Source organism: Aeromonas sp. QDB34 (assembly GCF_027705405.1).
Taxonomy (GTDB): Bacteria; Pseudomonadota; Gammaproteobacteria; order Enterobacterales; family Aeromonadaceae; genus Aeromonas; species Aeromonas hydrophila.
Genome location: NZ_JAPDBT010000001.1, coordinates 445,077 through 467,800, shown reverse-complemented (window position 1 = coordinate 467,800; position 22,724 = coordinate 445,077). Strand labels below are relative to the sequence as shown.

Sequence of the window (22,724 nt, the reverse complement as noted above, 5' to 3'; positions counted from 1 at the left end):
AGATCAATCCCTCAAGGATGCATTCAACTCTTCACCAAGGGCCCGCACGACATTGTCTACGGTCTCGGCAATCTCTTTCTCCTCCAGAGTGCGCTGGGTGTCTTGCAGAACAAGACTGATGGCCAGGCTCTTCTTGTCCTCTGCCATGCCAGCACCCTGGTATACGTCAAACAAGTTTATTCCAACTACCTGATTTCCGCCAACTTTTTTAATTACTGCGAGGACATCACCGGCCAGGACTTGACGATCAACCACCACGGCGATGTCACGACGGTTGGCAGGGAACTTGGAAACCTCGGCAGCAACCGGCACCTTGGCCGGGGTCAGCTTGTCCAGCTCCAGTTCGAACATGACGGCGCGACTCTTCAGACCCAGCTTCTTCTCGAGGCTCGGATGGATCACGCCGATGTGGCCGATCACCACGCCATTGCGCAGGATGGCCGCGCTCTGGCCCGGGTGCAGGGCACTGTGCTCGGCACGCTCGAAGCTGAAGGTAGCCCCTTCGGCGGTCAGATCCAGCACCGCTTCCAGATCCCCTTTCAAATCAAAGAAGTCGGCAGCGCGGCTCTTGATATCCCAGTGCTCGTCGCTCTGGTTGCCGGTGATGATACCGGCCAGCATGGGCTCCTGACGGATGCCGTTCTCGGCATTCTCGTCCTTGATGAAACGCAGGCCCTGCTCGAACAGGCGCACCCGCGGCTGCTGGCGGTTCTGGTTGTAAACCACGGCCTGTACCAAACCCGGGAACAGCGAGACGCGCATGGCGGACATCTCGACCGAGATCGGGTTCGGCAGCACGATGGCATCGCTCTGCGGGAACAGGGTCTGCTGAGCCTTGGGATCGACGAAGCTGTAAGTGATCGCTTCCTGGAAGCCGCGATCTACCAGCAAGTCGCGCACGCGCTTCAAGGTCACCTGCCCTTCTGCCTGCTCCACCATCGCCAGAGAGGCGGCGGGTTTGAGGTTCGGGATGTTGTTGTAGCCGTAGATGCGGGCCACTTCCTCGATGAGGTCTTCCTCGATGGCGATGTCAAAACGCCAGGAGGGGGCCAGCGCGGTCCAGCCGTCGGCTTCAACCGTCACCTGCATACCCAGACGGGTCAGGATCTCGACCACCTGCGCATCTGCCACGCTGATGCCGATCACCTTGTCGAGCTTGCTGCGACGCAGCTTGATGGGGGCAGCCTTGGGCAGATGGGCATCGGATTTGACCTCGATGACCGGACCGGCTTCACCGCCGCACTCTCCGCCACAAATGTCCAGCAGCAGACGGGTGGCTCTGTCCATCACCTTGGCTTGCAGCTGCGGATCCACCCCGCGCTCGAAGCGATGGGAAGAGTCGGTGTGCAGACCGTAGGCACGGGCACGGCCTGTGATGGAGAGCGGCGCGAAGAAGGCACACTCCAGCAGGATGTCGGTAGTGGTCTCGGAGACACCGGTGCGATCACCGCCGAAGATACCGGCCATGCAGGCAGGACCTTTGGCATCGGCAATCACCAAAGTGCTCTCTTTGAGCTTCACCTCGTTGCCATCGAGCAGGGTCATAGGCTCATCGGCGTGGGCGCGGCGCACCACCAGTTCCCCTTCAAGCGTCGCCAGATCGAAGGCGTGCATCGGCTGACCGTATTCCAGCAGCAGGTAGTTGGTGATATCGACGATGGCGTCGATGGAGCGAATGCCGCCACGGCGCAGCTTCTCCTGCATCCAGAGCGGGCTCTGGGCGTGCAGGTTCAGCCCCTTGATGACGCGGCCCAGATAACGGGGGCAATCAGCCGGCGCTTCAACCCGGATCGGGAAGGTGGCATCGATGGTGGCAACAGCCGGCGTCCAGGTCGGCTCGACCACGTCGACGCTGTTGAGCACGCCGATTTCACGGGCCAGACCCGCGATGCCAAGGCAGTCGGCACGGTTCGGGGTCAGATCCACGTCGATGCTGACGTCGTTGAGCGCGAGGTATTCGCGGATATCGGTGCCGATGGGTGCGTCAAACGGCAGCTCGATGATGCCATCGGCATCGACGTCGATCCCCAGCTCGCTGAAGGAGCAGAGCATGCCGTGAGACGGCTGGCCGCGCAGCTTGGCTTTCTTGATGGTGAAATCACCCGGCAGGGTCGCCCCTACTTTGGCCACGCAGACTTTCAGGCCGGCGCGGCAGTTCGGTGCGCCGCAGACGATGTCCAGCAGCTCGGCCTCGCCCACGTTGACCTTGGTCACCCGCAGCTTGTCGGCGTCCGGGTGCTGGGCGCACTCGACCACTTCACCCACCACCACGTTGTTGAACTGGCCGGCCACCGCTTCCACGGCGTCCACTTCCAGACCGGCCATGGTGATCTGCTCGGCCAGTGCGTTGTCACTCAACTCGGTGCGGACCCACTCCATCACCCAGGATTTACTGAATTTCATGTTCTCTCGCCCTTACTTGAACTGCTTGAGGAAGCGCAGATCGTTTTCGAAGAAGGCACGCAGGTCGTTGACCCCGTAACGCAGCATGGTCAGGCGCTCAACGCCCATGCCGAAGGCAAAGCCGGAGTATTTTTCCGGATCGATGCCGACCGAACGCAGCACGTTCGGGTGCACCATGCCGCAGCCCAGCACTTCCAGCCACTTGCCATTCTTGCCCATCACGTCCACTTCGGCGCTCGGCTCGGTGAACGGGAAGTAGGAAGGACGGAAGCGAATGGTCAAGTCTTCCTCGAAGTAGTTGCGCAGGAAATCGTGCAGGATCCCTTTCAGCTCGGTGAAGCTGGCATGCTCGTCGACCAGCAGGCCTTCGACCTGGTGGAACATCGGAGTGTGGGTCATGTCGTAGTCGTTACGATAGACGCGGCCCGGTGCGATGATGCGGATCGGCGGTTGCTGATGTTCCATGGTGCGGATCTGCACACCGGAGGTGTGGGTACGCAGCATCAGATCAGGATTGAAGTAGAAGGTATCGTGATCGGTACGCGCCGGGTGGTGAGCCGGGATGTTCAGCGCATCGAAGTTGTGGAAGCCATCTTCAATCTCGGGACCACGGGCAACCTTGAAGCCCATCTCGCCAAACAGGCGCTCGATGCGCTCAATGGTGCGGGTCACCGGGTGCAGACCGCCATTCTCGATGCGGCGGCCCGGCAGGCTGACGTCGATGGTCTCGGCGGCCAGCTTCTGGTTCAGCACGGCGATTTCGAGGGCTTCACGACGCTCGTTCAGGGCATCCTGAACCTGCTGTTTGGCCTGGTTGATCACGGCGCCCGCGGCGGGACGCTCTTCAGCGGACAGGGCGCCCAGGCCCTTCATCTGCTCGGTAAAAAAGCCCTTTTTACCCAGATATTTGACCCGGATTTCGTCAAGGGCGGCGATGTCGCTTACGCCCTCAATTTCGGCCCTGGCTTGGCCGACTACTTCTTCAAGCTGTTGCATGTCTTCCTCGTCACCACTCCCGGTACAGGAGCCTTTAGGCTAAATAAGGTCAAGAGGGGAATAATACAAAAAAAGCCCCTTCACTGACCATAGTTAAGGTGCCCTTTTCTCCCTAGAAATCATTTTGTTATCAAGTAGGGCTTCGAGCCGGACCGGCTTCTTCTTTGTGATTGGCTACACAATTTTAGTTTGATGGCATATGGAGCCATATGCTTGGCCATCATGATGGTCGAGTCATCACCATCTGCAAGCGACAAATGACAGACAACAAAAAAGGAGGCCTGAGCCTCCTTTTAGCATTTATAACAGAACCGGATTAAACCAGAGCTGCTTTGGCCTTTTCAACCAGGGCGGTGAAAGCCAGCTTGTCGTGAACGGCGATATCGGACAGGATCTTGCGATCGATCTCGATGGAAGCCTTCTTCAGACCGTTGATCAGACGGCTGTAGGACAGACCGTTCTGACGGGCTGCTGCGTTGATACGAGCAATCCACAGTTGACGGAACTGACGCTTTTTCTGGCGACGGTCACGGTAGGCATACTGACCAGCTTTGGTTACCGCTTGTACCGCTACGCGGTAGACACGGGAACGGGCGCCGTAGTAACCCTTGGCGGCTTTCATTACTTTCTTGTGACGAGCGCGAGCGGTCACACCACGTTTAACTCTTGGCATTTTTCACATCCCCCCTTATGCGTACGGCAGACAAGCGACAACACGTTTGTGGTCGGCAGCGGAAACAAAGAACTTCGGTCCCAGCTGACGCTTACGCTTACTGCTCTTCTTGGTCAGGATGTGACGCAGGTGGTTGTGCTTGCACTTGAAGCGACCTGAGCCAGTCTTCTTGAAGCGCTTTGCGGCGCCCCGGTTGGTTTTCATCTTCGGCATTTCATACTCCGCATTGTGAGTGACAACAAAATCGCAAGGCGAACCGACTCATGGGGCCAGCCCCATGAGTCAATTTCTTGTGGGCCTTAAGATTTCTTCTTAGGTGCGAGGACCATCACAGCTTGACGGCCTTCGACTTTCGGGAACGATTCGACTACGGCCAGCTCTTCCAGATCGTTCTTGACGCGCTCCAGAACCTTGATACCAAGTTCCTGGTGGGCCATTTCACGACCACGGAAGCGCAGGGTGACCTTTGCCTTGTCCCCGTCTTCCAGAAAGCGAACCAGGTTGCGTAGTTTTACCTGATAGTCGCCTTCGTCGGTGCCAGGACGGAATTTGATTTCCTTGACCTGGACGACTTTCTGCTTTTTCTTCTGTTCTTTGGTGGTCTTGCTCTTTTCGTAGAGGAATTTGCCGTAATCCATGATCCGGCAAACGGGCGGCTCAGCGTTCGGACTGATCTCGACCAGATCCACTCCGGCCTCAAGGGCCAAGTTCAAGGCATCCTGGATGGAGGTGATGCCAATGGCTTCACCATCCAGACCAGTCAGACGAACTTCTTTCAGACGGATCTCTTCGTTGATCCGGTGAGCGCGGGCTTGCGGTTGCTTGCCCAGTTTTTTTCCGCCTTTTATAGCTTATTCCTCCACTTTCTTTTGTCCGCGGGTCTGAACTTCCTGGGTCAACAGAGCAATCAGCTCTTCAACAGGATAAGTGCCCAGGTCAGCCCCTTTACGAGTACGCACTGCAATCTTGCCGGCTTCTACTTCTTTATCGCCGCAGACCAGCATGAAGGGTACTCGCTTCAAAGTATGCTCGCGGATTTTAAAGCCAATCTTCTCATTTCTCAAGTCCGCTTTTGCGCGAAGGCCCGCATCATTCAATGCTTTGGCTACTTTCACTGCATAATCGGCCTGATTGTCGGTGATATTCATGACCACGGCTTGGGTCGGTGCCAGCCAGGTCGGGAACAGTCCGGCGTACTCTTCGGTCAGGATCCCGATGAAACGTTCCAGCGAGCCCAGAATGGCGCGGTGGATCATCACGGGAACATGACGTTCGTTGTCTTCACCCACGTAGGTGGCGCCCAGACGGCCCGGCAGGGCAAAATCGAGCTGCACGGTACCACATTGCCACGCACGATCAAGGCAATCGTGCAGGGTAAATTCGATCTTGGGACCGTAGAAGGCCCCCTCACCCGGCTGCAGATCGTACTTCAGACCGTTCAGCACCAGGGCCTCGGCCAGCGCGGCCTCGGCGCGATCCCAGGCTTCATCGGAGCCGATACGCTGTTCCGGACGAGTGGAGAGCTTGACCACGATGTTCTCGAAGCCGAAGGTGCCATAGACGTCGTAGACCATGCGGATACAGGCAGACACCTCTTCCATGATCTGCTCTTCGGTACAGAAGATGTGCGCGTCATCCTGGGTGAAACCACGTACCCGCATCAGGCCGTGCAGAGAGCCTGACGGCTCGTTGCGGTGGCAGGAGCCAAACTCGGCCATGCGCAGCGGCAGATCGCGGTAAGATTTCAGACCCTGGTTGAAGATCTGCACGTGACCCGGGCAGTTCATCGGCTTGATGGCGTACTCGCGGTTCTCGGACTGGGTGGTGAACATGGCCTGGGCGTATTTCTCCCAGTGACCTGAACGCTCCCACAGCACGCGATCCATCATGAAGGGGCCTTTCACCTCCTGATAGTCGTACTCTTTGAGCTTGCCGCGGATGAAGGTTTCCAGCTCACGGAAGATGGTCCAGCCATCGTTGTGCCAGAACACCATGCCGGGCGCTTCTTCCTGCATGTGGTACAGGTCGAGCTGCTTGCCGATCTTGCGGTGGTCGCGCTTGGCGGCCTCTTCGAGGCGCTGCAGGTAAGACTTGAGCTGCTTCTTGTCGGCCCAGGCGGTGCCGTAGATGCGCTGCAGCATCTTGTTGTTGGAGTCGCCGCGCCAGTAGGCGCCGGACATCTTCTGCAACTTGAAGTGGTGGCAGTGACGCATGTTGGGCACGTGCGGGCCGCGACACATGTCGATGTACTCTTCATGATGATACAGACCGGGCTGGTCATCACGGGCAATGTTCTGATCCAGGATCTCGACCTTGTAGGTCTCGCCACGGGCTTCGAACACATCGCGTGCTTCCTGCCAGGAGACCTTCTTCTTGATGACGTCGTAATCCTTGGCGGCCAGCGCCAGCATGCGCTCTTCCAGCGCCGCCAGATCTTCGTCGGTCAGGGTACGATCGAGATCGATGTCGTAGTAGAAACCGTTGTCGATGACGGGACCGATGGCCATCTTGGTCTGGGGCCAGAGTTGCTTGATGGCATGACCCAGCAGGTGAGCACAGGAGTGGCGCAGGATGTCCAGACCTTCTTCGTCTTTGGCGGTGATGATGGCCAGGGAGGCATCGGCTTCGATCAGCTCGCAGGCATCCACCAGTTCACCGTTTACCCGACCGGCAATGCACGCCTTGGCGAGACCGGGACCGATGTCCGCGGCCACATCCATGACGGAAACGGCGTGGGCAAATTGACGTTGGCTGCCATCAGGCAGAGTAATGATTGGCATTGTGTGTTTCCTTATACAGTGGTGCCCCCTACCAAAGGGCACATGCGGGATGGAAAGATTCATTCAAAAATGGGTGATGTTCTGGCTCTCCACAGCACTTTGCGAAGGCGCCCCGTGACGCAAACAACCCGTTCAACGTCGCAAGACAAACCAAAAACCGGACCATGCTACCAGAAGTAGGCAAGGCTGTATCGGGTTTGCTGAGATTTTCTACAGTCAGATGAAGTGCTTGGCAGCTATTCCCCCAGCAGGGGCTGCCAGTTGAAATCGAACGTGGAGCTCCCCTCCTGCGCCAGTTCCAGCTCCTGCAGCACCTTGAGCGCCAGCTGATTGCCCTGCTTGGCGGCCTGATAGAGCCACTCCTTGGCACGGGGCAGATCGACCCGCCCGCTGACCCCCATCAGATGCAGCACCCCTACCTTCAACATGGCGGGCACATCGCCGTTCTTGGCTGCCAGCTCCATCCAGTGAAACGCCTCGCGCAGATCCCGCTTCACCCCGGCCCCCCGCAGGTAGACCTCCCCCAGCCGGTATTGGCCGAAGGCATCCCCCGCCTGCGCCGCCTGACGATAGAGCGTGATGGCCCGGCTGATATCCTGCTCGCTCCCCTGCCCCACTTCATGGCTCCAGCCCATCAGCGCCTGGGCCCGTGGCTGGCCCTGCTCGGCCAGCGGCGACCAGATCCGGGTCGCCTCATCGAAATGACCGGTGCGCCAGGCGCGATTGGCCGAGGCCAGCTCCTGCTCGGTGGAGAGCGGGATCAGACGCCAGATAACCAGCGCGATGACAGCGATGAAGAGCCAGCGGGAGGTGATGGGTGCCATGATGATTTCCGTGATCCAGTTCGCATTTCGTCTATGTAAACGAAATGTAGCGCCGCGATCAAGCAAGAGATCCCTTTGACATGCTTTTTATGGCCGGCTGGGTCGGCAGGGCTTGCATTCGGCAATGAGGGTCAGCATGATGGCTGTATATATAAACAGTACTAGTGCGATGCGATGGCAGGTCGAGGCAGTTCCCACAATGTTGATCACCGCTTCAGCGGCCAGCGGGTCGATGCGGTCGATGACGGCTGGTCCCAACCCGAGTGGGAAGCGGCATTTGCCGCCAGCGCTCCCCGCACCGAGGTGACGGAGATCTGCGCCCGCAGCATCATCAGTTACAACAGCTCTCCCGACGTCCCTTTCAGCCGCTCCATCAACCCCTATCAGGGCTGCGAACACGGTTGCATCTATTGCTACGCCAGACCGAGCCACGCCTATCTCGAGCTCTCCCCCGGCCTCGACTTCGAGACCCGCTTGTTCGCCAAGCTCAATGCCGCCGAGCTGCTGCGCCGGGAATTTGCCAGACCCTCCTATCAGCCGCAGACCATAGTGCTGGGAGCCAATACCGACCCCTATCAGCCCATCGAGCATCGCTATCGCCTCACCCGCCAGCTGCTCGAGGTGATGCTGGTCCACCGCCATCCGGTCGGGATCATCACCAAGAGCGCCATGATATTGCGCGACCTCGATCTGCTGACGGAGCTGGCCCGGGAGGGACTCTGCCAGGTGATGGTGTCGGTCACCACCTTGAATGAGACGTTGCGGCGACAGCTGGAGCCAAGAGCCAGCACCGGGGCCGGCCGGTTCAAGGTGGTGGAGAAACTGGCCCGCGCCGGCGTGCCGGTCGGTGTGCTGACGGCCCCCATGATCCCGCGGCTCAACGAGCCCGAGCTCGAGCAGATCATCAAAGGCGCTGCCGAGGCCGGAGCCCACTGCGCCGACTATATCCTGTTGCGACTGCCCCACGAGCTGGCGCCGCTGTTCAGTGACTGGCTGGAGCAACACTATCCCGGCCAGAAGGAGGCAATCCTCAACCAGCTACGGGCCAGCCGGGACGGCGCCCTCAACAGTCCCGCCTTCGGCAGCCGGATGCGGGGAGAAGGCCAGTTTGCCGATCTGCTGGCCCAGCGCTTTCGGTTGATCGCCAAACGGCTCGGGCTCGGCAAGCGCCACTTTCAGCTGCGCCAGGATGCCTTCATCCGCCCAGGCGAGCAGTTGCGGCTGTTCTAGGCTCCCATCAAGCCCGCCACGGACAAGGTCTCAGCCCCTTGGTCGCGACGCACTGGCCTTGCTGCTGCGGGCAATCAACTCGGCGGGCAAACGGGCTGGCTCATGTGCCACCTCAGGTTCATGTTCGCCTGCGCGGGCATCCATCTCTGCCTCGCCCCATACCCGGCTCCACCAGATCTCCCACATTACCCAGCTGGTCATGACATGCTCCTGGCAGGTGTTACCTGCGTCTATGGTGGTTTCTCTCCAACGGAAGCCGCATGGCTGGCCGCCATGACAGAGCGATGACATTCACATGAAGGAGCCGTGTCGAGGCCATGCTTCCATCAGGGCAGCCTTGGCAAGCTGTGCCCGTTCTTTCTGCCATGACAGGCAAGACTGGGCAGAGGAAAAAGGAAGAGAAGGAAGGAGGATAACGGGGGACGCCAGCGACAAGCGAGCCAATGAAAAGAGCGGCCATGAGGCCGCTCTTTGGTATCGGGTAAAGGGGAGCGATTATTCGTCGCCCGCTTCACCTGCATCGACAGCACCGGTGTCCGCTGCGGTATCGGTGCCTTCAGACACCTCCCCTTCAACGGCCAGCACTTCGTTTTCGTCTTCGTCGCTCTCGGCAACGCGCTGCAGACCGACCACGGTCTCGTCTTCACCGGTACGGATCAGACGCACACCGCCGGTGTTGCGGCCGATGACGCTCACCTCGGACACCCGGGTACGTACCAGGGTACCGCCGTTGGTGATCAGCATGATCTGGTCGGTATCTTCGACCTGGATCGCATCGATCACCTTGCCGTTGCGTTCATCCACCTTGATGGAGATGACGCCCTGGGTACCACGGCTCTTGGTCGGGTACTCGTCCAGCGCAGTACGCTTGCCGTAACCGTTCTCGGTAGCGGTGAGGATGGCCCCGTCGCCACGCGGCACGATGAGGGACACCACCTTGTCACCGGCGCCCAGCTTGATGCCGCGCACACCGGCAGCGGTACGACCCATGGGACGTACGCCCTTGAAGGTACCCTTGCTTTCGGTGCCTTCGCCGTTGTCGCTGCCATCATCGTCGTTGCCGGCGTCGTCGTCGGTGTCGACTTCGTCAGTGGCATCGGCATCAGCGCGACCGCTGCCTTCCGCGAAGCGAACCACCTTGCCCGCATCGGAGAACAGCATGATCTCGTTGCTGCCATCGGTGATATCCACCCCGATCAGCTCATCACCCTCTTTGAGGTTGATGGCGCGGATGCCGGAGGAGAGCGGACGGCTGAAATCGGACAGGCTGGTCTTCTTCACGGTACCGTTGGCGGTGGCGAAGAACACATACTTGTCGGCGTCATATTCTTTAACCGGCAGAATGGCGGTGATGCGCTCACCCTCATCCAGCGGCAGCAGGTTGATGATCGGACGACCGCGAGCGCCACGGGACGCCTCCGGCAGTTGATACACCTTGAGCCAGTAGACCTTGCCACGGGTGGAGAAGCACAGAATGGTGTCGTGGGTGTTGGCCACCAGCAGACGCTCCACAAAGTCCTCTTCCTTGATCCGGGTGGCCGACTTGCCACGACCACCGCGGCGCTGGGCCTCGTAGTCGGAGAGCGGCTGATACTTCACGTAACCCTGGTGAGACAAGGTCACGACCACGTCTTCCGGGGTGATCAGATCTTCGATGTTGATCTCGGCACTGGACATGCTGATTTCGGTACGACGCTCGTCGCCGTACTGCTCGCGCACGGCCAGCAGTTCGTCACGGATCACTTCCATCAACCGTACCGGGCTCGCCAGGATGAACAGCAGCTCGGCGATGAGATCCAGCAGAGATTGGTACTCTTCCAGGATCTTCTCGTGCTCGAGGCCGGTCAGCTTGTGCAGACGCAGGTCAAGGATGGCCTGGGCCTGCTGCTCGGTCAGGTAGTAGTGACCTTCGCGGATGCCGAACTCGGGTTCCAGCCACTCGGGGCGGGCCGCATCGTCACCGGCTTTCTCCAGCATGGAGGCCACGTTGCCGAGCTCCCAGCCACGGGCAACCAGGCCCGCTTTCGCATCGGCCGGGGTCGCGCTGTGGCGAATGAGCTCGATGACGGGGTCGATGTTGGCCAGCGCCACCGCCAGACCTTCCAGGATGTGCGCCCGATCCCGCGCCTTGCGCAGTTCGAACACGGTCCGGCGGGTCACCACTTCACGGCGGTGCAGCAGGAACGCATCCAGGATCTCTTTGAGGTTCATCACCTTGGGCTGGTTGTTATCGAGCGCCACCATGTTGATGCCGAACGTGGTCTGCATCTGGGTGTGCTTGTAGAGATTGTTCAGCACAATCTCGCCGGACTCGCCGCGCTTGATCTCGATAACGATGCGCATGCCGTCCTTGTCGGACTCATCGCGCAGGGCACTGATGCCCTCGATCTTCTTCTCTTTGACCAGCTCGGCGATCTTCTCGATCAGCCGCGCCTTGTTCACCTGATAGGGGATCTCGTGAACGATGATGGTCTCGCGACTGGTCTTCTCGTCCACCTCCACTTCGGCCTTGGCACGCACATAGACGGAGCCACGACCGGTACGGTACGCCTGCACGATGCCGGAACGACCGTTGATGATGCCACCGGTGGGGAAATCCGGGCCGGTGATGTAGGTCATCAGCTCGTCGATGGTGAGGTCGCCGTTCTCGATCAACGCCAGACAGCCGTTGACTATCTCGGTGAGGTTGTGAGGCGGAATGTTGGTCGCCATGCCCACCGCAATACCGGAGGAACCGTTGACCAGCAGGTTGGGAACCTTGGTGGGCATGACAGCCGGGATCATCTCGGTGCCGTCATAGTTCGGCACCCAGTCCACGGTCTCTTTGTCCAGATCGGCCAGCAGCTCATGGGAGATGCGGGCCATCCGCACTTCGGTGTAACGCATGGCGGCGGCGCTGTCGCCGTCGACCGAACCGAAGTTGCCCTGACCATCGACCAGCATGTAACGCATGGAGAAATCCTGCGCCATGCGAACAATGGTGTCATACACGGCAATGTCGCCGTGCGGGTGATATTTACCGATTACGTCACCGACCACACGGGCCGATTTTTTATAGGGCTTGTTCCAGTCGTTCCCCAGCTCGTTCATTGCATACAGAACGCGGCGGTGAACCGGTTTCAAGCCATCACGCACATCCGGCAGAGCTCGTCCTACGATCACGCTCATGGCGTAATCAAGATAGGAACTCTTGAGCTCTTCTTCGATGTTGACCGGCGTGATCTCTCTGGCCAGATCGCTCATAGAAAGCCTTAATCCCTAATTAGTTGTTCTTTGGCTTAAACAGCGCGACATGGTAACACACTGAGCCAAATACCTTAAGCCACAAATCCGGTAACAAGTCGGGCTGGTGTGACAAAGTCCGTCCGTTATAATGCCCGCCAGGACAACAGATTGCGCGCGCCCCACCCAGCCTGCGCGCCCTTGCCACAGGATCATCAAAAAATGCACAGTGATGCCAATGTCGATCTGACAGAAATTGCCAAATTCGAAGCCATCGCCTCCCGCTGGTGGGACATGGAGGGAGAGTTCAAGCCGCTGCACCAGATAAACCCGGTGCGCCTTGACTGGATCACCGACAAGAGCGGCGGCCTGTTTGGCAAGCGCATCCTCGACATCGGCTGCGGCGGCGGCATTCTCGCCGAGAGCATGGCCCGCCGGGGTGCCAAGGTCACCGGCATCGACATGGGCAAGGAGCCCCTCGGGGTCGCCCGCCTCCATGCCCTCGAGGCGGGCGTGGAGCTCGAGTATCGCCAGATCACCGCCGAGGCCCACGCCGATGAGGCCCCCGGCCAGTACGACGTGGTCACCTGCATGGAGATGCTGGAGCACGTGCCGGATCCCGCCTCCGTGCTGCGCGCCATCGCCACCCTGGTGCGCCCGGGCGGCAAGGTGTTCGTCTCCACCATCAACCGCAACCCGAAAGCCTATCTGATGATGATCCTCGGCGCCGAGTACCTGATGAAGATGGTGCCCAAGGGTACCCACGACCACAAGAAGTTCATCACCCCCGCCGAACTGTGTCGCATGGGTGAGGCAGCAGGCCTGCTGGTACGGGACATGAGCGGGGTGCACTACGCGCCGCTCTCCAACAGCTTCAAGCTCGGTCGCAACGTCGACGTCAACTACATGGTGGCGTTCGAGCGCCCGGAGCAAGGCTGATGACGACTCACTCTGCTGCGCCCCTTGGCTGCGTGCTGTTCGATCTGGACGGCACCCTGCTCGACACCGCGCCCGATCTGGGGGCCGCCGTCAACCACGTACTGATAAGTGAAGGTTTTGCCCCCCTCTCTGACGACATCATCCGTCAGACCACCTCCCACGGGGCGCTCGGGCTGCTCAGGGCCGGTCTTGGTGACGAACTGCTGGAAGAGCTGGGCGCCACCCGCCTTCGCACCGCCCTGCTCGACTACTACGCCGCCAACCTCTGCGTTGGCACCCGTCCCTATGAAGGGATGGTGGATCTCATCGAGTGGCTCGACGAGAAGCAGCTGCCCTGGGGCATCGTCACCAACAAGCCGGGCTTTCTCACCGAGCCGCTGCTGGCGGCCCTGCCCGCGCTCGCCAGTTGCGGTGTCACCGTCAGCGCCGACACCCTGCCGGTGCGCAAGCCCGACCCCGCCCCCATGTACTTTGCCTGCGACCAGCTTGGCGTCGAGGCGAGCCACTGCCTTTATGTGGGGGATCACGTGCGCGACATCGAGGCTGGCCGCAACGCCGGCATGCGCACCGCCGTCGCCGGCTGGGGTTATCTCAATGATGACGAAGATCCGGCCCAGTGGGGCGCCGATCTGCATTTTGACACCGTGCAGGCCCTGCACCACTGGCTGCGCTACGAGCTGGGCTGAGATTGCCAGCCCGTGCCGGGCACCTCTGGTACAGGAAGCAGACAACAGAGATGGATAACAAAGGCAGCTTTGCCGCCAAAGGGTGGCCAGATGAGCACTGTTGACTGATCGCGGCAGTGCCTCGGTAGTCACCACGGGGGATCGCTGGCGATCCCCCGTTTTGGCGGTTTGACAAGCAGGGAAGCGGCGAGATCGGACACCTTTTGACCCTTGCTGCACAAGGGATAATCAGGCTGAATTTGCTAGTAAAAACACCCCCTTTTCGCAAGCAAAAAAAGTTATTTAAATTTTCCATGTTCGATCATCAGAGTTGCATTTACCGGATCGGACGGATGAAAACCCACTCGCTGTGAGCGTCCACTAACACAGAGCGGAACACCCACAATTTATCCACAGCTAATCCCTTATCCACAGATTGCAAAGCCGGGCCGACCTCACTATCTTGTAGCTCGAAATCAAAATAACACTATATCTTGTGATTCATCGCACAATAGGTCCCCACCTCCCACGTCTCTCACAGGCCTGGAGGCGAACGCCGTGCGATGGTTTTTCGGGAATCAACTAAAGGTCATCAGCCAATGAACTTGTTTGTGACGAAGCGTAACGGCCACAAAGAACCCATCGATCTGGATAAAATTCACCGCGTGCTCGACTGGGCTGCCGAGGGTCTCGACAACGTGTCGGTCTCCCAGGTGGAACTCAAGTCCCACATCCAGTTCTATGACGGCATCCGTACCGCCGATATCCACGAAACCGTCATCAAGGCCGCTGCTGACCTGATCTCCGAGCAAAGCCCGGACTACCAGTACATGGCCGCCCGCCTGGCCATCTTCCACCTGCGCAAGAAGGCCTACGGCCAGTTCGAGCCGCCCCACCTCTATCAGCACGTTGCCAAGCTGGTGGACATGGGCAAGTACGACAAGCACCTGCTGGAAGACTACAGCCAGGCCGAATTCGAGGAGCTGAACCAGCACCTGGATCACTGGCGCGACATGGACTTCTCCTACGCGGCGGTCAAGCAGCTGGAAGGCAAGTACCTGGTCCAGAACCGCGTCACCGGCGAAATTTACGAGAGCCCGCAGTTCCTCTACATCCTGGTAGCGGCCTGCCTCTTCTCCAAGTATCCGAAAGATACCCGTCTGGACTACATCAAGCGCTTCTATGATGCGGTCTCGACCTTCAAGATCTCGCTGCCGACCCCGATCATGAGCGGCGTGCGCACCCCGACCCGTCAGTTCAGCTCCTGCGTGCTGATCGAGTGCGACGACAGCCTGGATTCCATCAATGCCACCGCCAGCGCCATCGTGCGTTACGTGTCCCAGCGCGCTGGCATCGGCATCAACGCCGGCCGCATCCGTGGTCTGGGCAGCCCCATCCGTGGCGGCGAAGCGTTCCACACCGGTTGCATCCCCTTCTACAAGTACTTCCAGACTGCCGTGAAATGCTGCTCCCAGGGCGGCGTGCGCGGCGGTGCGGCCACCCTGTTCTACCCGCTGTGGCACACCGAAGTGGAGAGCCTGCTGGTACTGAAGAACAACCGCGGCGTGGAAGAGAACCGGGTCCGTCACATGGACTACGGCGTGCAGATCAACAAGCTGATGTATCAGCGCCTCATCAAGGGCGGCGACATCACATTGTTCTCCCCGTCCGATGCACCTGGCCTGTACGATGCCTTCTTCGCGGATCAGGACAAGTTCGAAGCGCTCTACGTCAAGTACGAGCAGGATCCGAGCATTCGCAAGAAGACCCTCAAGGCGGTCGATCTCTTCTCCCTGATGATGCAGGAGCGCGCCGGTACCGGTCGCATCTACATCCAGAACGTGGACCACTGCAACACCCACAGCCCGTTCGATCCGAGCGTGGCGCCGGTGCGCCAGTCCAACCTCTGCCTCGAAATTGCGCTGCCGACCAAGCCGCTCAACAACGTGGATGACGAAGAGGGCGAGATCGCGCTCTGTACCCTGTCCGCCTTCAACCTGGGTGCCATCGAGAAGCTGGAAGATCTGGAAGAGATGGCAGATCTCGCCGTGCGCGCCCTGGATGCCCTGCTCGACTATCAGGACTACCCGCTCAAGGCCGCGATAAAGGGCAGCATGAACCGCCGTACCCTGGGGATCGGTGTCATCAACTACGCCTACTACCTGGCGAAGAACGGTGCCCGCTACTCCGACGGTTCCGGTCTGGCGCTGACCCACCGCACCTTCGAGGCGATCCAGTACTACCTGTTGAAGGCCTCCGTGCAGCTGGCCCGCGAGTTCGGCCCCTGCCCGGCCTTCAACGAGACCACCTATGCCCAGGGGATCCTGCCCATCGATACCTATAAAAAGGATCTGGACAACCTGTGCAATGAACCCCTGCACCTGGACTGGGAAGCGCTGCGCGAGGAGATCCGCACCGTGGGTCTGCGCAACTCCACCCTGACCGCCCTGATGCCGAGCGAGACCTCCAGCCAGATCTCCAACGCCACCAACGGCATCGAGCCGCCGCGCGGTCTGGTGTCGGTCAAGGCCTCCAAGGACGGCATCCTCAAGCAGGTGGTGCCCGAGTATGACCGCCTGAAGGATCAATACGAACTGCTCTGGAAGCAACCGAGCGTCGATGGTTACCTGCAGTTGGTCGGTATCATGCAGAAGTTTGTGGATCAGGCGATCTCTGCCAACACCAACTATGATCCTGCCCGTTTCGAAGGCAACAAGGTACCGATGAAGCAGCTGCTGAAGGACTTGCTGACCGCCTACAAATACGGCCTCAAGACCCTCTACTATCACAACACCCGTGATGGTGCGGACGATGCCCAGACCGATCTGCAAGATGACGGTTGTGCCGGCGGCGCCTGCAAGATCTGATGAACCGGGCGGGAGCATGAAGCTCCCGCCCTCCTGTTTCCCCTTATTCAAGACATTCAAATCACCATGGCCTATTCAACGTTCTGCCAGACCCAAAACGACCAGCTCAAGGAGCCGATGTTTTTCGGCCAATCGGTCAACGTGGCCCGTTATGACCAGCAAAAACACGAAGTGTTCGAACGGCTGATCGAAAAGCAGCTCTCCTTCTTCTGGCGCCCGGAAGAGGTGGACGTCTCCCACGACCGCATCGACTTCCAGGCCCTGCCGCCCCATGAGCAGCACATCTTCATCTCCAACCTGAAGTACCAGACCCTGCTGGATTCCATCCAGGGTCGCAGCCCCAACGTGGCGCTGCTGCCGCTGGTCTCCATTCCGGAGCTGGAAACCTGGATCGAGACCTGGGCCTTCTCGGAGACCATCCACTCTCGCTCCTACACCCACATCATTCGCAACATCGTCAACACCCCCGCCCAGGTGTTCGACGACATCGTCACCAACGAACAGATCCTGAAGCGCGCCGGCTCCATCAGCCACTTCTACGACGATCTGATCGAGGCGACCGCGCTCTACAACCTGCACGGTGAAGGCACCCACCGGGTGGCCGGTCGTGACGTGACCATCACCTTGCGCGAGCTGAAAAAGAAACTCTATCTGTGCCTGATGAGCGTCAACGCGCTGGAAGCGATCCGCTTCTACGTCAGCTTCGCCTGCTCCTTTGCCTTCGCCGAGCGCGAGCTGATGGAGGGCAACGCCAAGATCATCAAGATGATCGCCCGCGACGAAGCGCTGCACCTGACCGGGACCCAGCACATGCTGAACCTGATGCGCAGCGGTCAGGACGACCCCGAGATGGCCGAGATTGCTGCCGAGTGCGAGCAGGCCTGCTTCGAGCTGTTCAAGGAAGCCGCCATCCAGGAGAAGGAGTGGGCCGAGTACCTGTTCCAGGACGGCTCCATGATCGGCCTGAACAAGGACATCCTCTGCCAGTACGTGGAGTACATCACCAACCTGCGCATGAATGCGGTGGGTCTGCAGCCAGCCTTTGCCGGCGCCAAGCAAAACCCGATCCCCTGGATCAACACCTGGCTGTCGTCCGACAACGTGCAGGTCGCCCCGCAGGAAGTGGAAGTGAGTTCCTACCTGGTGGGTCAGATCGACAGCGAAGTGAATGCCGAAGACCTGGGTGATTTCGAGCTGTGAGTGACGCCACCGGCACGCTGACCCCTGCCCCGCACGCGGCCCCCGCCCAGAGCGACGCAGGCGCGCCACGGGTGCATACCCAGGATGGCGTGCTGCACGCCCATCCCGGCGAGAGCGTGCTGGAGACCCTGGAGCGCCACGGTCATCACGTGGAGTTCCAGTGCCGCAGCGGCTATTGCGGCGCCTGCCGCACGCCGCTGCTGGCAGGCAAGGTGCACTATGCTGCCGTGCCGCTCGCCTTTGTCTCGCAGGGTGAGTGCCTGCCCTGCTGCTGCAAACCGGTGGGCGCCATCCGGCTGGACATCAAGAAGCGCTGAGACCCCTTCAGGTTCGCGTCAGCAAACAAAAAGCCGCCGGATTGCTCCGGCGGCTTTTTTACATCCATCTCTCTGCCTGGTGGGCGGGCGGCTGATGCGCCACCCGCCCCTACAGGGCCTTACAGCCAGGGCGCGGCGGTCGGCCCATGGTGCAGACCCAGCTTCCAGACCCGGCCGAAGTGCTTGTAATGCCCCGCCGCGACACCGGCCTTCTCGCCCATGCCGTGGTACAGATCGAGGTGACCCTTCTTCACCGCACCGCCCACATCCAGCGCGATCAACAGCCGCAGCTGGTGCTTGCCGGTCCAGTTGCCCTCTTTGTCCAGCAGCGGTACTTCCGCTAGGATTGGCGTGCCCATCGGCAGCAGGGTCTTGTCGGCAGCCACCGCCGCCATCGGCAGCAGCGGAATGCCGGCGGCCCCGATCACGTCGTTGGTGGGGCGACGTTCGAAGAAGACATAGGAGGGGTTCTGCTCCACCAGCTCCTTGACGCTCTCCTCCGGCTGACGGTTGGCCCACTCCTTGATGGCCTTCATGGACATCTGCTCCTTGGGCACTTCGCCACGATCGATCAGTACCCGGCCGATGCTGACATAACCGTGACCGTTCTTGCCGCTGTAACCCAGATATTGCAGCCGATCGTCGTCGCCATAGTGAACGAAGCCCGAGCCCTGCACGTCCATCAGGAAGTTGTCGATGAGGGATTTGCTGTAGCCCAGCTCCAGCCCGCGGTTGGCCAGGGCCCCCTGGTGGATCTGGGCCCGGCTCGGGCAGCGCCCGCCGCATTTTGGCATGGCATAGATGGGGTACTTGTACTTGGCATCCGGGCGGTGACGCACCTCCAGCACCGGTGAGTAGTAACCGGTGAACAGCACGTTGCCCATCCGATCCGAGCCGCCCAGCTGGGCCAGGCTGATGCCGTAACGGGTGATCTGAGCGGGATCGCCGCCATTGGCCACCCAGCGGGAGAGTTGATGGTAAAGCTCGCCGTAGCGACGGGTCATCTTGCCGGAGCGCTCCAGCACCAGCCGGCTCTGGGGGCCGAACTTGCTGTAATCGGCGCGCTGTCGGCTGTTGACCCGCTCCACTCGCACCAGATCGTCAGGCAGGGGACCGTCCAGATACTGCTTGCCCAGATTTTCCGGCACCTCGCAGTTGAGAAAACATCTGGCATCGGGTTTGTTTTTGGGCACCTGGGCTTGCTCAGAGTTGCCCGCACAACCGGCCAACCCCAGCACTGCGGCGGTCAGCCAGTAAGCGTGTTTATTCATATGTCCTCATATAACACCAAGGGTTATGTTCGGCGGGGAAGATGCCAAATTTGCAGGGGGAAAGCAAACGCCTTCAGGCCTGGGACGGCGGATTTCTCCAAAGGGGATCTTCTGGGTTATAACAAGGTAACAGGGTGTGAGAGGCCATGGATGGAACAGCTCGAAATCTTCCCGCTGCAGAGCCCCTGCATCGGGGTCTGCGAAGTAAACAACAAGGGCTACTGCAAGGGGTGCCTGCGCAGCCGCGAGGAGCGCTTCAACTGGCTCACCATGAGCCATGCCCAGCAGCAAGAGGTGATGCGCCTGTGCCGTGGTCGCAAGGCCCGGGTGGAAGCCGCCCGCCGCAAGGCGCTGGAGGGAGCCCAACCCGAGCAGCCGGAGCAACCGGGCTGGGATTTTTAAACCCAGCCCTTCTTCTATCCCTCTTTACCCCTCCCTTTGCGCCACCCGCACCAGCTCGCTGAACGCCACGAACAGGTGATAGAAGGTGCTGGCCGGGGCATGGCCGGCCAACGGCGCCCCCGTCACATCCACCTGATCTAGCCACTGACCCGGCAGGGCCGGCATCAGGTAATAGTCAAAGATCCGCCCCACAACCTCACCAATCCGGTGCGCAATCTCAGCCTCCCCTCGCCGCTCGTAGGCTGCCAGCAGCGCCTTGAGCTGCTCGGTCTGGCACCAGAGCCGGCTGGTCGCCCGATGGGGCCGCCCGTCATCGGTGAGCTCATCCAGCACCAGCCCGGTCGGCCCGTGGCCGTGAGCGGTGGCAAAGCGGGTCAGGATGGCGATCCCCTCGTCTATCTCGCGCTCACTCGGCCCACATTCCCACCCTTGCGCCAATGCCCGGTAACGGGCCAGCAGCCAGCACCACTCGTAGTGATGGCCCGGGTCGATCAGGTGCGAATCGGGATGGGTCGGGAGAAGCCGCTCATCGAAGAACTCCCGCAGCAAGGCGGGCTCCAGAAAACGCTGGCGAAACAGCTGATAGAGCCGATGGGCGCGCCCCTGCCAGCGCGGCTCATCAAAGCTCTCCGCCGCCACCAGCAGCGCTTCGAACAGATGCATATGGGGATTTTGACTGCGCAGCGCGCTTGGCGGAAAGCAGGAGTGAAACCCGCCATACACAGGATCGGCAAAGAGCAGTTCGATGGCCTGATAGCGCGACTCGGCCTGCTGCTGCCAACGCGGCTCGCCGCTCAAACGGTAGAGCCAGCACTCGGCCAGCAGGGCAAAGGCGTATTCGTAGCAGCACACCGCACCGTCGGCGGGCGAGCCATCTGCATTGAGGGAAAATAGCTGGTTGCCGGCGCCATCAGCAAAGCGCCTCATGCCAAACTTGGCGCAGCGCTCTGCCAGCTCGCCCCCCTCATACCAGCCGAGCAGGGCGGCGTGGCTGAACACATAGATCTGGCGGCTCTGCACCCGAAAGCGAATGGGCTGCCAGAGCGGCGCGCCTGCGCCATCCAGCCCTTCGGCAAACAGCCCCCGCTGCCAATCAAATCCGCTTGCTCCCCAGTGAGGTAGCGCCTCCTCCACCAGCCAGCATCGGCAGCGCTGCGCGGCCTCTCTTATCTCGTCATGCATCTCAGCACCTCTCCAGCCAACCCATCACCCAAGCCCATAAAAAGGGAGAGCCCTGCTCTCCCCTGTCTGTGCTCACCTCAACCCTTGAACGGCCTAGAACAGCCCGACGGCGACCCCGACAAAGGCCACGACCAGCAGCCCCAGCATGGCCTTGACCGGCGAGACATTGCGTCTGGCCATCAGATACCAGGTACCAAGCACCACCAGCAGCGGCATCAGTTTGGGAAAGATGCCGTCCAGCATGGCCTGCAGCTGGATGTTGACCCCATCGGAGGTGACAAAATCGAGCCCGGTGGAGAGATTGACGTAACTGGCCGCCACCCCGCCCATCACGAAGACCCCGAGCAGGGAGAGCGCCTCGCGCAGCTTGACCGACTCAGAGCTCACCAGCGCCTCCACCGAGCCGGTCCCCATCCGGTAGCCCTTCATGAACAGCATGTAGGAGCCGGTGATGACGATGGCGTTGAAGCTGATGATGTAAAAGAGCGGCCCCAGCACGCTGCCGCCGGCGGCCAGCGCCATGCCGATGCTGAGCAGAATGGGCACCAGCATGCCCGGGATCATGGAATCCCCGATCCCGGCGATGGGCCCCATCAACCCCACTTTCAGGGTGTTGATGGTCTCGCCATCGATCCGCTCGCCGTTGGCCCGCTTCTCCTCCAGCCCCACCGCCAACCCGTTGATGATGGCGCCAAGCTGAGGCTCGGTGTTGTAGAAGGAGGCGTGGCGTTTCATCGCCTCCGTCCGCTCCGCCTTGCCGGGATAGAGTTTTTTCAGCGCCGGCATCATGCCAAGGCAGAAGCCGAAGGATTCGAGCCGCTCGAAGCTCATGGAGGAGAGGTTGTACATCATCCAGGCGCGCCAGCAGGCACGCAGATCCTTGGGAGTGAGGGCCACCGGCGCCTTGTTCACCGGCTGGCCCGCTTGCAGCTGTGCGTCCATCAGAATTCATCCTCATCGTCGGTTTGGGTGGCAGCACGGGCAGCCGGTGCAGGGCGCGGCTCCGGCTTGTAGTTGTAGTGGATGAGTGCGAGCAGGGCGCCGATCATCACCAGCCCCACCATGTTGAGCTTGAGAAAGACGATGCCGACAAAGCCCACCAGGAAGTAGATCAGCATGCTGCTCTGCTTGATGATCTGCTTGAGCAGGATGGCGATGCCGACCGCCGGCAGTATGCCGCCTACCACCGTCATGGTGCGGATCACCAGCTCCGGCAGGCTGTTCATGAAACCTTCGATGTACTGGTTGCCAAAATAGACGGCGATGAAGGTGGGCACGAAGCGCAGCACGAAGTTGCTGGCCTGCGGGAAGATGGCGCTGTTGAGGTAGACCCCCTGCTCGTCCCCCTGCTCCAGCGCCACGTCGGCCCTGTGGTTCCAGTAGGAGTTGAGCACCATCATGAAGTTGAAGAGAATGGTGCCGGCGATGCCGATGGTGGCGGCAATGGCCACCGCCACCGACGGCTCCTTGCCCGACAGGATGCCCAGCGCAATCGCCGGAAAGGCGACGAAGTTGAGATCCGCCGGCATGGAACCACCCGGCGTCACCATGGCGATATAGACCGCCTGCACCGCCACCCCGATGAGGATCCCGGTCTGGATATCACCGAGGATGGCCCCCACCAGCATGCCCGAGACCAGCGGACGGGTGATGGTGTACCAGCCCCCGGTCAATCCCAGCAGCCAGGGGCTGCTGAGGGCACCGAGATAACAGAGTATCCCGATGAGTGTTGCTTCCAGAAACATGATGTCTG

20 protein-coding genes are annotated in these 22,724 nt (G+C 60.5%); 7 read left to right on the top strand and 13 right to left on the bottom strand.

What is annotated here, in order from left to right; all coding sequences use genetic code 11:
- Positions 1–3: 3 nt before the first annotated feature.
- The 7 genes from pheT to OKC29_RS02085 form a co-directional block, all read right to left on the bottom strand.
- Positions 4–2,403 carry a phenylalanine--tRNA ligase subunit beta gene (gene pheT, locus OKC29_RS02115; RefSeq protein ID WP_073350195.1) on the bottom strand — a complete coding sequence of 800 codons (2,400 nt, stop codon included), beginning with the start codon at positions 2,401–2,403 and terminating at the stop codon, positions 4–6.
- A gap of 12 nt (positions 2,404–2,415) precedes the next feature.
- Complete coding sequence (pheS, locus tag OKC29_RS02110) at positions 2,416–3,399, bottom strand: phenylalanine--tRNA ligase subunit alpha (RefSeq protein WP_011706167.1); 984 nt, start codon at positions 3,397–3,399, stop codon at positions 2,416–2,418.
- A 316-nt stretch (positions 3,400–3,715) separates the two neighbouring features.
- Positions 3,716–4,072, bottom strand: coding sequence for a 50S ribosomal protein L20 (gene rplT / locus OKC29_RS02105; protein WP_005300683.1), 357 nt, complete (start codon positions 4,070–4,072; stop codon positions 3,716–3,718).
- Positions 4,073–4,087: 15 nt separating this feature from the next.
- Positions 4,088–4,285, bottom strand: a complete 198-nt coding sequence (rpmI, locus tag OKC29_RS02100; protein ID WP_005300673.1) for a 50S ribosomal protein L35 — start codon at positions 4,283–4,285, stop codon at positions 4,088–4,090.
- An 86-nt stretch (positions 4,286–4,371) separates the two neighbouring features.
- Positions 4,372–4,902 (bottom strand): translation initiation factor IF-3, encoded by a 531-nt coding sequence (gene infC, locus OKC29_RS02095; RefSeq protein ID WP_208021905.1) that lies wholly within the window; start codon positions 4,900–4,902, stop codon positions 4,372–4,374.
- 21 nt (positions 4,903–4,923) lie between these two features.
- Complete coding sequence (gene thrS / locus OKC29_RS02090; protein ID WP_011706169.1) at positions 4,924–6,852, bottom strand: threonine--tRNA ligase; 1,929 nt, start codon at positions 6,850–6,852, stop codon at positions 4,924–4,926.
- 236 nt (positions 6,853–7,088) lie between these two features.
- Positions 7,089–7,676, bottom strand: a complete 588-nt coding sequence (locus OKC29_RS02085; protein WP_026080375.1) for a tetratricopeptide repeat protein — start codon at positions 7,674–7,676, stop codon at positions 7,089–7,091.
- A 174-nt stretch (positions 7,677–7,850) separates the two neighbouring features.
- Between OKC29_RS02085 and OKC29_RS02080 the strand changes: the two genes are divergently transcribed.
- Complete coding sequence (locus OKC29_RS02080; protein WP_073350193.1) at positions 7,851–8,906, top strand: PA0069 family radical SAM protein; 1,056 nt, start codon at positions 7,851–7,853, stop codon at positions 8,904–8,906.
- 30 nt (positions 8,907–8,936) lie between these two features.
- Here the strand turns inward: OKC29_RS02080 and OKC29_RS02075 are convergent, their stop codons facing one another.
- Positions 8,937–9,107, bottom strand: coding sequence for a hypothetical protein (locus OKC29_RS02075; protein ID WP_017410128.1), 171 nt, complete (start codon positions 9,105–9,107; stop codon positions 8,937–8,939).
- A 294-nt stretch (positions 9,108–9,401) separates the two neighbouring features.
- On the bottom strand, positions 9,402–12,149 hold the full coding sequence (gyrA, locus tag OKC29_RS02070) for a DNA topoisomerase (ATP-hydrolyzing) subunit A (protein ID WP_029300958.1): 2,748 nt from the start codon (positions 12,147–12,149) through the stop codon (positions 9,402–9,404).
- Positions 12,150–12,350: 201 nt separating this feature from the next.
- Here gyrA and ubiG point away from each other — a divergent pair, with 201 nt between their 5' ends.
- The 5 genes from ubiG (at position 12,351) to yfaE (ending at position 18,116) form a co-directional block, all read left to right on the top strand.
- Positions 12,351–13,067, top strand: a complete 717-nt coding sequence (ubiG, locus tag OKC29_RS02065; protein ID WP_016350657.1) for a bifunctional 2-polyprenyl-6-hydroxyphenol methylase/3-demethylubiquinol 3-O-methyltransferase UbiG — start codon at positions 12,351–12,353, stop codon at positions 13,065–13,067.
- Positions 13,067–13,753 carry an HAD family hydrolase gene (locus OKC29_RS02060; RefSeq protein ID WP_011706174.1) on the top strand — a complete coding sequence of 229 codons (687 nt, stop codon included), beginning with the start codon at positions 13,067–13,069 and terminating at the stop codon, positions 13,751–13,753. The genes ubiG and OKC29_RS02060 overlap by 1 nt, the downstream gene beginning before the upstream one ends.
- Positions 13,754–14,331: 578 nt before the next feature.
- Entirely contained in the window at positions 14,332–16,599 is a 2,268-nt protein-coding gene (gene nrdA / locus OKC29_RS02055) for a class 1a ribonucleoside-diphosphate reductase subunit alpha (RefSeq protein ID WP_162275682.1), read from the top strand.
- Between the two features lie 66 nt (positions 16,600–16,665).
- Positions 16,666–17,799 (top strand): class Ia ribonucleoside-diphosphate reductase subunit beta, encoded by a 1,134-nt coding sequence (gene nrdB / locus OKC29_RS02050; protein ID WP_011706176.1) that lies wholly within the window; start codon positions 16,666–16,668, stop codon positions 17,797–17,799.
- Positions 17,796–18,116: a class I ribonucleotide reductase maintenance protein YfaE gene (gene yfaE / locus OKC29_RS02045; RefSeq protein ID WP_162275681.1), complete on the top strand. Its 321-nt coding sequence runs from the start codon at positions 17,796–17,798 to the stop codon at positions 18,114–18,116. The genes nrdB and yfaE overlap by 4 nt, the downstream gene beginning before the upstream one ends.
- 119 nt (positions 18,117–18,235) lie before the next feature.
- On the opposite strand, the gene mltA is transcribed toward yfaE, so the two are convergent.
- On the bottom strand, positions 18,236–19,387 hold the full coding sequence (gene mltA, locus OKC29_RS02040; protein WP_011706178.1) for a murein transglycosylase A: 1,152 nt from the start codon (positions 19,385–19,387) through the stop codon (positions 18,236–18,238).
- Positions 19,388–19,537: 150 nt separating this feature from the next.
- Between mltA and OKC29_RS02035 the strand changes: the two genes are divergently transcribed.
- On the top strand, positions 19,538–19,789 hold the full coding sequence (locus OKC29_RS02035) for a DUF1289 domain-containing protein (RefSeq protein WP_024945260.1): 252 nt from the start codon (positions 19,538–19,540) through the stop codon (positions 19,787–19,789).
- A gap of 24 nt (positions 19,790–19,813) precedes the next feature.
- Here the strand turns inward: OKC29_RS02035 and OKC29_RS02030 are convergent, their stop codons facing one another.
- The 3 genes from OKC29_RS02030 to OKC29_RS02020 form a co-directional block, all read right to left on the bottom strand.
- Positions 19,814–20,971 (bottom strand): AGE family epimerase/isomerase, encoded by a 1,158-nt coding sequence (locus OKC29_RS02030; protein ID WP_073350189.1) that lies wholly within the window; start codon positions 20,969–20,971, stop codon positions 19,814–19,816.
- A 93-nt stretch (positions 20,972–21,064) separates the two neighbouring features.
- A complete protein-coding gene (locus tag OKC29_RS02025; RefSeq protein ID WP_017410136.1) occupies positions 21,065–21,913 on the bottom strand; it encodes a PTS system mannose/fructose/sorbose family transporter subunit IID in 849 nt (282 codons plus the stop codon).
- Positions 21,913–22,716, bottom strand: coding sequence for a PTS mannose/fructose/sorbose/N-acetylgalactosamine transporter subunit IIC (locus OKC29_RS02020; protein ID WP_011706182.1), 804 nt, complete (start codon positions 22,714–22,716; stop codon positions 21,913–21,915). Before OKC29_RS02020 ends, OKC29_RS02025 begins: the two co-directional genes overlap by 1 nt.
- Positions 22,717–22,724 lie beyond the last annotated feature (8 nt).

What these genes read in the sequence shown, in the direction of transcription:
- pheT (WP_073350195.1), bottom strand. Translation starts at nt 2,403, where the DNA reads ATGAAATTCAGTAAATCCTGGGTGATGGAGTGGGTCCGCACCGAGTTG.
- mltA (WP_011706178.1), bottom strand. Translation starts at nt 19,387, where the DNA reads ATGAATAAACACGCTTACTGGCTGACCGCCGCAGTGCTGGGGTTGGCC.
- ubiG (WP_016350657.1), top strand. Translation starts at nt 12,351, where the DNA reads ATGCACAGTGATGCCAATGTCGATCTGACAGAAATTGCCAAATTCGAA.
- nrdB (WP_011706176.1), top strand. Translation starts at nt 16,666, where the DNA reads ATGGCCTATTCAACGTTCTGCCAGACCCAAAACGACCAGCTCAAGGAG.
- nrdA (WP_162275682.1), top strand. Translation starts at nt 14,332, where the DNA reads ATGAACTTGTTTGTGACGAAGCGTAACGGCCACAAAGAACCCATCGAT.
- OKC29_RS02085 (WP_026080375.1), bottom strand. Translation starts at nt 7,676, where the DNA reads ATGGCACCCATCACCTCCCGCTGGCTCTTCATCGCTGTCATCGCGCTG.
- rpmI (WP_005300673.1), bottom strand. Translation starts at nt 4,285, where the DNA reads ATGCCGAAGATGAAAACCAACCGGGGCGCCGCAAAGCGCTTCAAGAAG.
- rplT (WP_005300683.1), bottom strand. Translation starts at nt 4,072, where the DNA reads ATGCCAAGAGTTAAACGTGGTGTGACCGCTCGCGCTCGTCACAAGAAA.
- OKC29_RS02030 (WP_073350189.1), bottom strand. Translation starts at nt 20,971, where the DNA reads ATGCATGACGAGATAAGAGAGGCCGCGCAGCGCTGCCGATGCTGGCTG.
- OKC29_RS02075 (WP_017410128.1), bottom strand. Translation starts at nt 9,107, where the DNA reads ATGACCAGCTGGGTAATGTGGGAGATCTGGTGGAGCCGGGTATGGGGC.
- OKC29_RS02080 (WP_073350193.1), top strand. Translation starts at nt 7,851, where the DNA reads ATGGCAGGTCGAGGCAGTTCCCACAATGTTGATCACCGCTTCAGCGGC.
- OKC29_RS02025 (WP_017410136.1), bottom strand. Translation starts at nt 21,913, where the DNA reads ATGGACGCACAGCTGCAAGCGGGCCAGCCGGTGAACAAGGCGCCGGTG.
- pheS (WP_011706167.1), bottom strand. Translation starts at nt 3,399, where the DNA reads ATGCAACAGCTTGAAGAAGTAGTCGGCCAAGCCAGGGCCGAAATTGAG.
- OKC29_RS02035 (WP_024945260.1), top strand. Translation starts at nt 19,538, where the DNA reads ATGGAACAGCTCGAAATCTTCCCGCTGCAGAGCCCCTGCATCGGGGTC.
- gyrA (WP_029300958.1), bottom strand. Translation starts at nt 12,149, where the DNA reads ATGAGCGATCTGGCCAGAGAGATCACGCCGGTCAACATCGAAGAAGAG.
- OKC29_RS02060 (WP_011706174.1), top strand. Translation starts at nt 13,067, where the DNA reads ATGACGACTCACTCTGCTGCGCCCCTTGGCTGCGTGCTGTTCGATCTG.
- OKC29_RS02020 (WP_011706182.1), bottom strand. Translation starts at nt 22,716, where the DNA reads ATGTTTCTGGAAGCAACACTCATCGGGATACTCTGTTATCTCGGTGCC.
- thrS (WP_011706169.1), bottom strand. Translation starts at nt 6,852, where the DNA reads ATGCCAATCATTACTCTGCCTGATGGCAGCCAACGTCAATTTGCCCAC.